This is a genomic window from Streptomyces sp. BRA346, assembly GCF_052851135.1.
In genome coordinates, this window is record NZ_JAIWIH010000006.1 from 159,320 (window position 1) to 172,014 (window position 12,695).

At 73.7% G+C, this 12,695-nt stretch carries 12 protein-coding genes and 1 riboswitch; of the genes, 5 read left to right on the top strand and 7 right to left on the bottom strand.

Annotation, left to right across the window (positions count from 1 at the left end; translation table 11 throughout):
- Nucleotides 1-359: 359 nt before the first annotated feature.
- From pknB to thiO, 5 genes are all read right to left on the bottom strand, one after another.
- Nucleotides 360-2,273, bottom strand: a complete 1,914-nt coding sequence (pknB, locus tag LCH29_RS10505; protein WP_446461430.1) for a Stk1 family PASTA domain-containing Ser/Thr kinase — start codon at nucleotides 2,271-2,273, stop codon at nucleotides 360-362.
- A gap of 87 nt (nucleotides 2,274-2,360) precedes the next feature.
- On the bottom strand, nucleotides 2,361-2,831 hold the full coding sequence (locus LCH29_RS10510) for an SRPBCC domain-containing protein (protein ID WP_446461431.1): 471 nt from the start codon (nucleotides 2,829-2,831) through the stop codon (nucleotides 2,361-2,363).
- Between the two features lie 56 nt (nucleotides 2,832-2,887).
- On the bottom strand, nucleotides 2,888-3,718 hold the full coding sequence (locus LCH29_RS10515; protein WP_446461432.1) for a thiazole synthase: 831 nt from the start codon (nucleotides 3,716-3,718) through the stop codon (nucleotides 2,888-2,890).
- Nucleotides 3,719-3,724: 6 nt separating this feature from the next.
- Entirely contained in the window at nucleotides 3,725-3,925 is a 201-nt protein-coding gene (thiS, locus tag LCH29_RS10520; protein WP_123106968.1) for a sulfur carrier protein ThiS, read from the bottom strand.
- Nucleotides 3,922-5,142, bottom strand: a complete 1,221-nt coding sequence (thiO, locus tag LCH29_RS10525; RefSeq protein WP_446461433.1) for a glycine oxidase ThiO — start codon at nucleotides 5,140-5,142, stop codon at nucleotides 3,922-3,924. Before thiO ends, thiS begins: the two co-directional genes overlap by 4 nt.
- Nucleotides 5,141-5,254: riboswitch (TPP riboswitch) on the bottom strand. Its footprint overlaps the gene before it by 2 nt.
- A 194-nt stretch (nucleotides 5,255-5,448) precedes the next feature.
- Here thiO and LCH29_RS10530 point away from each other — a divergent pair.
- The 5 genes from LCH29_RS10530 (at nucleotide 5,449) to LCH29_RS10550 (ending at nucleotide 9,989) form a co-directional block, all read left to right on the top strand.
- Nucleotides 5,449-6,681 carry an NAD(P)/FAD-dependent oxidoreductase gene (locus tag LCH29_RS10530; RefSeq protein WP_446461702.1) on the top strand — a complete coding sequence of 411 codons (1,233 nt, stop codon included), beginning with the start codon at nucleotides 5,449-5,451 and terminating at the stop codon, nucleotides 6,679-6,681.
- 123 nt (nucleotides 6,682-6,804) lie between these two features.
- Complete coding sequence (locus LCH29_RS10535) at nucleotides 6,805-7,170, top strand: Rv2175c family DNA-binding protein (RefSeq protein WP_009718639.1); 366 nt, start codon at nucleotides 6,805-6,807, stop codon at nucleotides 7,168-7,170.
- 108 nt (nucleotides 7,171-7,278) lie between these two features.
- Entirely contained in the window at nucleotides 7,279-7,926 is a 648-nt protein-coding gene (thiE, locus tag LCH29_RS10540) for a thiamine phosphate synthase (RefSeq protein ID WP_446461434.1), read from the top strand.
- Between the two features lie 121 nt (nucleotides 7,927-8,047).
- Entirely contained in the window at nucleotides 8,048-8,965 is a 918-nt protein-coding gene (gene metF, locus LCH29_RS10545) for a methylenetetrahydrofolate reductase [NAD(P)H] (RefSeq protein WP_446461435.1), read from the top strand.
- 40 nt (nucleotides 8,966-9,005) lie between these two features.
- Nucleotides 9,006-9,989, top strand: coding sequence for a hypothetical protein (locus LCH29_RS10550; protein WP_446461436.1), 984 nt, complete (start codon nucleotides 9,006-9,008; stop codon nucleotides 9,987-9,989).
- Between the two features lie 70 nt (nucleotides 9,990-10,059).
- Here the strand turns inward: LCH29_RS10550 and LCH29_RS10555 are convergent, their stop codons facing one another.
- Both LCH29_RS10555 and LCH29_RS10560 read right to left on the bottom strand, forming a co-directional pair.
- Nucleotides 10,060-11,631 carry a phytoene desaturase family protein gene (locus tag LCH29_RS10555; protein ID WP_446461437.1) on the bottom strand — a complete coding sequence of 524 codons (1,572 nt, stop codon included), beginning with the start codon at nucleotides 11,629-11,631 and terminating at the stop codon, nucleotides 10,060-10,062.
- A 406-nt stretch (nucleotides 11,632-12,037) separates the two neighbouring features.
- Complete coding sequence (locus LCH29_RS10560; RefSeq protein ID WP_123098130.1) at nucleotides 12,038-12,673, bottom strand: TetR/AcrR family transcriptional regulator; 636 nt, start codon at nucleotides 12,671-12,673, stop codon at nucleotides 12,038-12,040.
- Nucleotides 12,674-12,695: the final 22 nt, after the last annotated feature.

A 12,695-nucleotide genomic window follows, 5' to 3' on the forward strand; every position in this document is an offset into this window, starting at 1 on the left:
GCGGTGACGCTCGCGCCATGTGTGTCGTCCACGCCTGCGGCCGCGGCTGCTCCCCGGTTTGCCCGGCGGCCTGCGGCGTTCACCGCGCGAAGGCGTTCGGCCGCACGGAACGGCGCACCGGTGTCGAGGCGTTCATGAACCTGGTCGCCCAGGCCGCGAACGTCGAGCTCTGCGCCGGAGCCAAGCGCGTGTTACGGATCGCGATCCCGGTTCGACGTGCGCACAGCGAACGGACCCGGGGCAGGTGCGCTCTTCCGGCGGGCGTGAGCCGGCGCCGCCCACGACGTGATCGGTGACGCCGGGCTGTCCACCCGGGCTGGGGTGGGACCTCGCGGTGCGTTCTGCGGGGGCCGCCGGCGCTAGAAGACGCCGCCCTTCACCGTGATCGTGATCTCGCTTCCCTTCGGCGCCTTGTCGCCGCCCGACACCGACTGGTCCTTCACCGTGTCGCCCGGGAACAGCAGCGGCTTGTCGACGTTGACCGTGAAGCCCGCGTCCTCCAGCTCTCGCTTCGCGTCGTCGATGTTGTCGCCCTCGACGTCCGGGACCTCGATCATCTGCTGGCCCTTGGAGAGGGTGAGGGTGATCGTGTCGCCCTTGGCGCCCTCGTCGCCGGACGGGGACTGTTCGGCGATCGTGCCGCGGTCCTCCTCCGAGAACACCCGGCGCTCGGCGAACTTGACCTTGAAGCCCGCCTCGCGCAGCTCGGACCGGGCGTCGGCCGGGTCGTCGCCGATGACGTCCGGGATGTCGAGCTGCTCGCCCTTGCTCACCACGATGTTCACGGGCGTGTCGGGGCGGCGGACGGCGTCCGGGCCGGGGGTGGTGGCGAGGACGGAGCCCTGTGGGGTCTCGGTGCTGAAGTCGCGGGTCACGGTGCCCACCGTCAGCCCGGCGTCGGCGATCTTCGCCTTGGCCTCGGTGAGGGGGCGGCCGACGACATTGGGCACCTCGGCGCGCGGCGGCCCCTGGGAGACGTGGATGGTGACGGTGCCGGTGGAGCGGATGCGACTCCCGACGCCGGGCTTGGTGCTGATGACCTTGTTCTTGTCGACGACGTCGCTGTAGTCCTGGACGACCTTGACGTCCAGACCGGCGCTCTCGAGCTTCTTCTCCGCGTCCGCGCGGTCCATCTTCAGCACGGACGGCACGTTGGTGAACTGCCCGGCGCTGATGTACCAGACCCCGGCGCCGATGCCGAGCGCCAGCAGCACGGCGGCGACGATCGTCACCACCCCGCGCCGCGGCAGACGGCGGCGCGGCCGCGGCTCGGGCGGGTCCTGAGGGAGTTCCAGGCGGCTGGTGTGGTTCACCTCGTCCTGCGGCACGGCCCCCGCCGGGCGCGGGATCACCGTCGTACGGTCTTCGGAACCGCCGCCGAGCGCCTCCTCGTGGGCCTGCGGCGGTACGGCGTCGAGCTGGGCGTCGGTGAGGGCGGCCCGCGCCGTCCGCACCTGGCCGAGGAGTCCGACGGCGTCCGCGGGCCGCAGCGCCACATCGCGCGCGGTGGCGGAGGCGACCAGTCCGTCCAGCTCCGGCGCGACCTCGGGCGCGGCGGCGGACGGCGGCGGGACGTCCTCGTGGAGATGCTGGTAGAGGACCTGCGCCGGGGTGCTGCCGCCGTGCGGCTTGGAGCCGGTGAGCATCTCGTACAGGACGACGCCGCACGCGTAGACATCGGCGCGGGTGTCGGCCGTACCGTGCTCGATCTGCTCGGGCGCGAGGTAGGACACGGTGCCCAGGACGGATCCGGTGGACGCGCTGGTGTTGGTGTCCACGGCCCTGACCAGGCCGAAGTCGGCGACCTTGACCCGGCCGTCGTCGCCGATCAGGACGTTCTCCGGCTTCATGTCGCGGTGGACGAAGCCCGCGCGGTGGGCGGCGCCGAGCGCGGCGAGCACCGGTTCCAGGATGTCCAGCGCGGCACGGGGCTGGAGGGCGCCGCGCTCGCGCAGCACGTCGCGCAGGGTGCACCCGGCGACGTACTCCATGGCCAGGTAGACGTGGGCGCCGTCGGTGCCCTGGTCGTAGACGCCCACCACGTTGGCGTGCGCGAGTCTGGCGACGGACTTGGCCTCGCGGATGAAGCGGTCCACGAAGGCGGCGTCCGAGGCGAGGCTCTGGTGCATCACCTTCAGGGCGAGGACGCGGTCGAGCCGCGTGTCGACGGCCCGGTAGACCGTCGCCATCCCGCCCACGGCGATGCGCGCCTCAACGCGGTAGCGGCCGTCGAGCACCTGCCCGACGAGGGGGTCCTGGAGCGTCGTATCCACGAGAACGCAGTCTACGAGCCGTCAGCGCCGCGTCGGGCCGCCCGCCCCATCTCCGGTGCGGACTGCGACACAACGGTGACCTGTGCCTCAGTTGTGCGAGGCCGCGGCCAGGGCGGCCAGCTCCTCCAGGGCGGAGGTCCAGGCCAGGGCGGCGTACTCGGCGTGCTTGGCCTTGGCCTCGTCCGGGAGGTCGAGCGCGCGGATGCCGGTCTCGGCGAGGCGGAGGCGGGTGCCCGCGCCCTCCGGGGAGAGCGTGAATTCGACCACGGTGGACTGGCCGGGGCCGAGCGGGGCGCGGTCGGGGGCGTGGGCCAGCCGGAAGCGGAAGAGTGCGTCGGGGACCGCGCGCTCGACCCGGCCGTGGAACTCCCCGTGCTCGTCCCAGCGGAAGCGGACGGTGCCGCCGGGACGCGGGTCGATCTCGCAGCCGCCGGGGGCGTACCAGGTGCGGATGTGCTCCGGCGTGGTCAGCACCCGCCAGACCCGGTCGATGGGGGCGGGGACGTACGCCTCGCGCTCGATCCGGTCGGCCACGGTCACGGCTGTCGGCTCCCTCACGGCGACCACCTCCGCATTCCACGGTAGGCCGCCCCGTACCACTCCGTACGGCCGCGTCACGCGAACGCGGGCCGCTCCGGGTCGAGCGCGGCCAGCCCCTCGGCCGGGGACGACGCCTCGGCGAAGTGGCGGCGGGGGATGCGGCCCGCCCGGTGCGCCAGCCGCCCCGCGGCGACCGCGTGCCGCATCGCCCCGGCCATCAGCACCGGCTCCTGGGCGCGCGTCACGGCCGAGGCCAGCATGACGGCCGCGCACCCCAGCTCCATGGCGAGCGCCGCGTCGGACGCCGTGCCCGCGCCCGCGTCGAGGATCACCGGGACTCCGGCGTGCTCGGTGATCAGCTGGAAGTTGTGCGGGTTGCGGATGCCGAGGCCGGAGCCGATCGGCGAGCCCAGCGGCATGATCGCGGCGCAGCCGACGTCCTCCAGCTTGCGGGCCAGAACCGGGTCGTCGTTGGTGTACGGCAGGACCGTGAAGCCGTCGTCCACCAGGGTCTCGGCGGCGTCCAGCGTCTCGATGGGGTCGGGGAGCAGGGTGCGCTCGTCGGCGACGACCTCCAGCTTCACCCAGTCGGTGCCCAGCGCCTCGCGGGCGAGCCGGGCGGTCAGCACGGCCTCACCGGCGGTGAAACAGCCCGCGGTGTTGGGCAGCGGGCGGATGCCGTGCCGGTTCAGTACGGACAGCACCGAGCCCTGCACCGTGGGGTCGAGGCGGCGCATCGCGACCGTGGTCAGCTCGGTGCCGGAGGCGATCAGCGAGCGTTCCAGGATGTCCAGGCTGGGCGCGCCGCCGGTTCCCATGATCAGGCGGGAGCCGAAGGTCGTACCGGCGATGGTGAGCGGATCGGCGTCGGTGAGGACCTGATCCAGCGTCGTGGCGTGGGACATGGGGGTTCAGCCTCCTTGGACCGCGGTGAGGACCTCGACGCGATCGCCGTCGCCGAGCGGGGTCGCGGGCCACTGGCCGCGCGGGACGACCGTCTCGTTGACGGCCGCGGCGACGCCCGAGGGCGCCTGGGTGAGGGTCGCGACGACCCCGTCGAGAGTGGTGCCGTCGGGCAGCTCGCGGGGCTCGCCGTTCACGGTCACGGTCATGCGGTGTGCTCCTGTACTGCTGCGGTGGGGAGAGGCGGGGTCGCCGCGAAGCGCCGCGGGGAGAACGGCCGCGCCTCGGGCGGCAGTTCGCCGCTCGCCAGGGCCTCGGCCATGACGTCGCCGGTGATCGGGGTGAGCAGGACGCCGTTGCGGTAGTGGCCGGTGGCCAGCTGGAGGCCGGGCAGCTCGGTCGGGCCGAGCAGCGGGGCGTTGTCGGGGGAGCCGGGGCGCAGCCCGGCCAGGGTCTCGACGAGCGGCAGTTCGGTGATGCCGGGCACCAGCTCGTGGGCGTCGCGCAGCAGCTCGTACACCCCGCCCGCGGTGACGGTGGTGTCCCAGCCCAGCTCCTCCGTCGTCGCGCCGACGACCAGCTCGCCGTTCTCGCGCGGGACGAGGTAGACGTGCCCGCCGCGCACCACGGCCCGCACGGTCCGGGACAGGAAGGGCGCGTACGGGCCGGGCACCGACAGCCGCAGGACCTGGCCCTTGACGGGGCGCACGGGCGGCAGGACCTCCTCGGGCACGCCGGGGAGCCGCCCGCTGAGGCTGCCCGCGGCCAGTACGGTCTGCCCGGCGGTCAGCCGGGTGCGCGCGCCGTCGGCCAGCTCGGCCCCGGTGGCGCGGTCGCCGTCGCCGTTCAGCAGCAGCCGCTCGGCGCGGACGCGGTGGAGGACCACCCCGGCGCGTTCGCACGCCGCCAGCAGCGCCGCCGCCAGCCGCCGCGGGTCGACCTGGTGATCGCCGTCGACGCGCAGGCCCCCGCGTACGCCCGGCGCGAGCATCGGCTCCAGGCGCCTGCATTCGCGCCCCGTGAGCCACTGTGCGTCCAGTCCCAGCCGCTGCTGGAAGCCGTGCAGCTCGCGCAGATGGGCCCGGTCGTCCGCGTCGAGCGCGACCGAGAGCGTCCCGCAGGTACGGAAGGCCAGGTCATGGCCGCTCGCCTGCTCCAGCTCCGGCACGAAGGACGGGTAGCGGCGCGCCGAGGCCAGGTTCAGCCCGAGCAGGGTCTGCTCGCCGTAGTGCAGCTCGGTGACGGCCGCCAGCATCCCGGCCGCGACCCGGGCGGCCCCGCCGCCGGGCGCCGGGTCGACGACGGCGGTGCGCAGGCCCCGCTGGGCCGCCCGCCAGGCCGTGACCAGGCCGATGATGCCGCCGCCGATGACGAGGACGTCGTACGGTGCGGCGTTGCCTTGAGGCGTTTCATGTGGGGTGTGCATGGGCTGGTCGCCCCCTCCCTTCGCCGGCATGACCCGGATCAGGTTCGTACGGTCGGAGGCCGCGCCAGCCTCCCTCTCAGCCCGGTGCGCCCGGGCTCCCGCGAGTGCTCTGTCCCGCCACCCTAGTACGCGCCCCGAATCGCCCGGAAGGGAGCGTCCCGGGCGGTGCCGGGCACGAAGCCCCGCGCCCCGGTACGACGGGCCGTCCGGTCCGTCGGGCTGTGCCCGAGATCTCGTCGTGCGCTCTCCGGTCCGCCCCACCTGCCGCAATACAGTGATCGTGTGAGCGATGAGACGACGAAGACGATGGCGTCCTCGGCGGGTGGCGGCGGACAGCGGGTGGTGATCGTCGGCGCTGGGATGGCGGGGGTGCAGACCGCGGTGGCGCTGCGGGAGCAGGGCTGGACCGGGGAGATCCTGCTGTTGGGAGCCGAGCCCCATCAGCCGTACGACCGGCCGCCGCTGTCCAAGGCCGTGCTGCTCGGCAAGGCCGAAGGGTCCGCGTTCGACGTGGACTTCGCCGCGCTCGGCATCGAGCTGCGCCTCGGCGTCCCGGTGACCGGGCTGGACACGGACGGGCGCACGGTCGAGACCGGGTCCGGCCCGGTCCCGTACGACGTCCTGGTGATCGCCACCGGCGCCGAGCCGGTCGCCCTGCCCGGCAGCGAGGGCGTGCCCGGCGTCCATCTGCTGCGCACCCTGGACGACGCCGAACGGCTGCGCCCGGTGCTCGCCGCGCAGCAGGAGATCGTGGTGGTGGGGGCGGGCTGGATCGGCGCGGAGTTCGCGACCGCGGCCCGCGAGGCGGGCTGCACGGTGACGGTCGTCGAGGCCGCGGACCGGCCGCTGGCGGGCGCCCTCCCGGCGGAGGTCGCCGCCCACATGACCGGCTGGTACGCGGACTACGGCGCCACCCTGGTCACCGGCGCCCGGGTCACCGCGCTCGACCAAAACGGGCTCCAGCTCGGCGACGGCACCCGGCTGCGGGCCGGTGCGGTGGTCGTCGGCATCGGCGCCCGGCCCGCGACCGGCTGGCTGGCCGGTTCGGGCGTCGAACTCGCCGAGGACCGGTCCATCGCCGCCGACGCGGGGCTGCGCACCTCGGCGCCCGACGTGTACGCCGTCGGCGACTGCGCGTCCTTCCCGTCCGCCCGCTACGGGACCCGGCTGCTGGTGCACCACTGGGACAACGCGCTCCAGGGGCCGCGGACGGTCGCCGCCAACGTGGTCGGCAGCCGGACCGCGCACTTCCCCGGCCAGGTCTACGACCCGGTGCCGTACTTCTGGTCCGAGCAGTTCGGGAGGTTCGTGCAGTACGCGGGGCACCACTCGGACGCCGACGAACTGGTCTGGCGGGGCGACCCGGACGGCGCCGCCTGGTCGGTGTGCTGGCTGCGGGACGGGGCCCTGGTCGCCCTGCTGGCGGTCGGCCGTCCGCGCGATCTGGCCCAGGGCCGCAAGCTGATCGAACGCGGCGCCCGGCTGGACCGGACCCGGGCCACGGATCCGTCGGTGCCGCTGAAGTCGGCCGTTCTGTGACCCGCCGGTACCCCCGTGAGCAGGGGGCGGGGCCGGGCGTCCGCCGTGCGGGCCCCGCATCCGGCGGCCCGCACGGCGGACGCCCGGCTACCCACTGTCAGTCCCAGATGGCAGGCTTGTTCTGTGACCGAGATTGACGCAAAGATCGATGCTCTCGTCCCCGCCTGGCTCACCCTCCCCGACGTCGCCGACCGGCTCGGCGTCGAGGTGACCCGCGTGAGGCAGTTGGTCAAGGAGGGCCAGCTGATCGCGGTGCGCCGTGGCGAGAACCGGGTGCTCCAGGTGCCCGACGACTTCATCGGTGACGGCAAGGTCGTCAAGGGCCTCGTGGGGACCTTGACACTGCTCAAGGACGACGGCTTCAGCGACGAGGAGATGCTGGAGTGGCTCTTCACCCCTGACCCGAGCCTGCCGGGCACCCCGGCCCAGGCGCTGCGCGAGAATCGCGGCACGGAAGTGAAGCGGCGCGCGCAGGCGCTCGCCGTCTGACGTCGCCCGCCGTTCTCCGAACCACTTCTGATCCACTTCTGAACCACCAGGCGTACGGGCGGGGCCGACCCTGCCCGTACGCCGCACGATCCGGGGGGAAACCCACCCATGACCGCACGCGAGCAGCTGGCCGACGCCCGCCTCTACCTGTGCACCGACGCGCGCAAGCGCCAGGGCGACCTGCCGGAGTTCCTGGATGCCGTGCTGGCGGCCGGGGTGGACATCGTCCAGCTGCGGGAGAAGGGCATGGAGGCCGCCGAGGAGCTGGATCACCTCGCCGTCTTCGCCGACGCCTGCCGCCGCCACGGCAAGCTGCTCGCCGTCAACGACCGGGCGGACGTCGCCCACGCCGCCGGTGCCGGCGTGCTCCACCTGGGCCAGGGCGACCTGCCCGTCCCGGCGGCCCGCGCCATCCTCGGCGACGGCCCGCTGATCGGGCGCTCCACGCACGCGGAGGCCGAGGTGGACGCGGCCCTCGCCGAGCCCGGCGTGGACTACTTCTGCACCGGCCCCTGCTGGCCCACCCCCACCAAGCCGGGACGCCACGCCCCCGGTCTCTCCCTGGTCCGTCACGCCGCAGCGAGGCGCCCGGCCCGGCCCTGGTTCGCGATCGGCGGCATCGACGCGTCCAACCTGGACCAGGTGCTGGAGGCGGGAGCGCGCCGGATCGTCGTGGTGCGGGCCATCACCGAGGCCGAGGACCCGGCGGCGGCCACGGAATCCCTGGCGAAGCGCGTGCGAGCAGCAGATGTCTAGCAAGTGTCGGGGTTGAGCCCGGCTCGATCATCCTGTCCGCATTGCGGACAGGAGCCTCGCAAAACCCCCATAACCACGTCGCCGGGTGGGCGCCGACCAGCCTGCTGGCTAACCTTCCCGTATGGCCCTAGGCACCGCTTCCACCAGGACTGATCGAGCCCTTACCGTGCGTGACCTGCTCGCTTCGGGCGAGCAGTCGTATTCCTTCGAATTCTTCGCCCCCAAAACGGACAAGGGGCAGCACACTCTGTGGAACGCCATCCGCCGACTGGAGGCCGTCTCACCGACCTTCGTCTCCGTGACCTACGGCGCGGGCGGCTCCTCCCGTGAGGGCACCGTCCGTGCCACCGAGCAGATCGCGACCGACACCACCCTGACCCCCGTCGCCCACCTGACCGCGGTCAACCACTCCCTCGCCGACCTGCGCAACATCATCGGCCAGTACGCCGACGCCGGGATCCGGAACATGCTCGCCCTGCGCGGCGACCCGCCCGGCGACCCCATGGGCGAGTGGGTCAGACACCCCGACGGCATCACCTACGCCGCCGAGCTGGTCCGCCTGATCAAGGAGTCGGGCGACTTCTGCGTCGGCGTCGCCGCCTTCCCCGAGATGCACCCGCGCTCGACGGACTGGGACACCGACATCCGTCACTTCGTCGACAAGTGCCGCGCGGGCGCCGACTTCGCGATCACTCAGATGTTCTTCTATCCGGAGGACTACCTGCGGCTGCGCGACCGGGTCGCGGCCTCGGGCTGTACGACACCGATCATCCCTGAGATCATGCCGGTCACAAACGTCAAGCAGATCGAGCGGTTCGCGCAGCTCAGCAACGCCGCCTTCCCGCCGGAGCTGGCCGAACGCATCCTGGCGGTCAAGGACGACGCGGCGGCTGTACGCTCGATCGGGATCGACTACGCGACGGAGCTGTGTTCGCGGTTGATGGCCGAGGAGATCCCCGGGCTTCACTTCATTACCCTGAACCACTCCACGGCGACGCTGGAAATCTACAAGAATCTGGGACTGCACCAGCGGTCCTGATGACGGCGGCCAAGGGGCAGCCGCACTGAGAGGGGCGGGCATGGGCTGGACGGTCCTCTACATCGCTTTCGGCGTCGTGGCGCTGTGGCTGTTGGGGGAGGTACTCCTTCAGTACAAGGCGCGGCTGCGCTGGCGGCTGCTGGCCTTCGTCGGCTTTCTGGGTGTGGTCGTGGGGGTGCTGGTCCCCTCGGTGGTCGTGATCGCGATCGGCGCGATCGCCTTCGCGATCGGCCAGACCTATGTCACGCTCTCCTTCCGCCGCGGCTTCGAGATGGGCTGGGCGCTGGAGAGCATCCCCGGGGTGCCGGGGCTGGGCCGGGGGCGCGAGCGCGACCCCGGGCCGGAGGGCCCGGAGCCCGAGCCGATGCTCCAGGTCTCGGACCTGGAGGACGTCCCGGTGTCGCGGCCCGAGCCGCCCACCTACCGGCCGGAGCCGATGCCGGACGACACCAGCGAGTACGGCGTCTACGAGGACCCGTCCCCGTTCACCCCCGCCTCCGGCGCCTACGCGGACCCGAACGCCGGGTACAGCCCGTACGAGACGTACGCCGGGTACGGCACGCAGGACGGCCAGGGTGTCCAGGGCGTTCCGGGCGTTCAGGACCAGGGCTACGCCGACGTGGGCTACGGCCAGCAGCAGGACGTGTACGCGGACGCCTCGCAGTACGGCTACCAGGACCAGGCGTACGCGGCCTACGGCCAGGACCCGTACGCGGGTGGCTACGACCAGCAGGCATACGGCCAGCAGCCTTACGCACAGGCGCAGTACCCCGACCCGTACGCGGGCTACCAGCAGGACCCGTACGCCGCCGGTGGGTACGGCGGCGACCACTACGCGGCGGACGCCTCGTACGGCTCCCCGCAGCAATACGCCCCGGGCACCGACGCGATGGAGCCGGGCGGCTCCTGGGTCCCGCAGCAGCGCGAGGGCGACACCCCGCCCCCGCAGCAGGACCAGCCGCCGTACCCCTACCAGCAGCAGGGCGGCTTCCAGCAGGGGTACGACGAGCAGTACCGCTTCTGACCGCTTGTGACCCGGCGCCCACGCACGCCGGTCCCGGCCCGCCTCCGACGTGGGCCGGGACCGGCGTCGCTCATTGTGAGCCGCGCCAGTCCTGCCCCTCGACGATCAGGCCCGCCACGAGCGCACCCGACATCCCGGCGTGGGCCAGCCCGCCGCCCGGGTGGGACCAGCCGCCCGCCAGATAGAGGCCCGGGAGCCGGGTGAGGTTGGCCGGGCGCAGATACCGCCCCTCGGCACCGGCCAGCGCCGGGCCCGGCACGGAGCCGCCCGCGACACCGGTGTCGGCGGCGATGTCGCGGGGGGTGCGGACCTCGTGCCACAGGATCCGGTCCCGCAGCCCCGGTATCGCCGCCTCCGCGGCCGTGATCAGCCGGTCCGCGCCCCGCGCGGCGGCCTCCCCGTCGGTCCAGTCGACCGGTCCGTGCGGGGCGACGACCGCGGTGAGGGTGACGGCCTCGTGGCCGTCGTCGGGGCGGGTCGCGGGATCGTCCGGGCGCAGGACGGTCACCGTGGGGCGCGGACAGGGCTCTCGCGGGCCGCCGTCGCCCTCCGCGCCGAAGACGGCGGTCAGCTCCGCCTCCCGGTCCGGGGCGTGCACCACGGTCCGGTGCACCGCGTCGCCGGGGCGGCCGCCGCGCAGCGCCAGGAAGACCGTGAGGCGGCCGGGCGGACCGGCGCCGGGCCCCGGCCCGGGCGTGACGTCCTCGCCCTCCCGCCAGGGCTCCTGGCCGCCGAGCAGGGCGGGCAGCAGCGCCGGGTCGATGCCCGCGACCACCGCGTCCGCCTCGGCGACCGTGCCGTCGGCCAGCTCGACGCCTGCCGCCCGGCCGTCCTTCTCGACGATGCCGGTGACCTTCGCCTCGAAGCAGAACTCCACCTTCCGCTTGCCGCAGCGCTCGTACAGCGCGTCGGCGAGCGCCCGCATCCCGCCGCCGACGTACCAGGCGCCGAAGGTCTGCTCCACATAGGGCAGCACGGTGGCGCTCGCGGGGGCGGTGCGCGGGTCCAGGCCGTGCGCGAGCGCATGGCTCTCCAGCAGGGCGGCGGCCCGCGGATCCGCCAGCTCCCGCCGCGCCACCTCGGCCAGGGTGGGCACCCGCGGACGGCCCCCGCCGCGCGCGAGGAGACCGCCGAACCAGCCGCGCCGCGCGGGGGCGGCGGCCGGATACGGATCGCCGCCCAGCACCCGCCAGTCGGTGCGCAGCGGCTCCTCCAGCAGGGGTCTGCGGGTGGCGTCCCACGCCTCGCGCGCCCGGTTGACCAGATCGCTCCAGCGCTCGCCCGCGCCCGCCCCGAAGGCGCCGTCCAGCGCCCGGAGCACCCCGGCGCGGGAGGCGTTGGGCAGCGCCACGTCCGTGCCGTCGGCGAAGAGGTGCCGCACCGCCGGGTCGACCTGGGTGAGCCGGACGGTCTGCTCCAGGGTCTCCTTGCCGGTCTTCACGAACAGGTCCCGGTAGACCGCGGGCAGCCGCAGCAGCCCCGGGCCCGTGTCGAAGCGGAAGCCGTCCCGCTCGAACAGCCCGACCCCGCCGCCATGGGTCCGCCCGCGCTCGTACACCACCACCCGGTGGCCCGCGACGGCCAGCCGGGCGGCGGCCGCCATGGCGCCCATCCCAGCGCCGATCACCGCAATCCGTGCCATGCCAGTGACTTTATCCGGCCCCACCGACAGCCCCGCGCTCGTCCCCGGACGCACGCTGGGCCCGCGCGCGGGTGACTGAGTACCCGTACCTAGTCGCCGAGATGAGTAGGCGCGCGGATGGGCGGCCACCCCCGCAGACGGGAGAGTGGAGCACACGGAAGGACGCGGACCGGACCGCCGACACGGGGCGGCGGAACGGCACGGCGGCCTTCCGGACGGGGGAGCCGCCGGGGAATACGCCCCGGGGGCTCTCACGGGGGAAGCACGGGGGAAAGTACGGGGGAAACGGGGGAAGTACGGGGGGAGGCGCTGTTCCGCGACGGGTCGATGGGGGTCGAACCGTTCCGGAACAGCGCCTTCTGTTTCGTGCGGGCGACCGTCCCGCGGCAGCTGCCGCGGGACGTCGTCAGCCCGAAGCCGGAGCCTCCTTGACCAGGGCTCCGCCCACCCGCCCCTGCAACAGCCGGGACAGGGCGGCGTGGACGTCCTCCAGCGACCGCTCCGGCTGGTAGGACTGCCAGTCGAGCGCGGCCACCAGCACCATCCCGAACAGCGCCGACGCGGTCAGCGGGATGTCGATGTCGTCGCTCAGCTCCCGCGCCGCCACCCCGGCCCGCAGCTCGGCCTCGATGACCGCTATGGCCTGCTGCCTGACCATCATCAGCGTCGACTGCCAGGCCCGGTTGGTGCGCCACAGCTCGGCCACGTACAGCTGCGTCAGCGCCGGATAGCGGGAGATGAAGTCCAGCCCGGCCCGGACCATGGCGTCCAGCGCGTCCACGTGGCTGCCGCCGCGCTCGGCGTTCTCGTCGGCGGCGTTCTGGAGCGAGGCGGTCAGCAGCTCGACGCCGTGCCGCAGCAGCTCCTCGAACAGCACGGTCTTCGACGCGAAGTTGTAGTACACCGTGCCCTTGGCCACCCCGGCCCGCTCGGCGATCTCGTCCACGGTGGTGGAGGAGAAGCCCTGTTCGGCGATGAGGGTGACCGCTGCTTCGAAGAGTTTCTGCCGGGTGCCCTGGCGGCGCGTGCTGCTGCTGTCCATGGCGCCGATTCTGCCCGCTGCC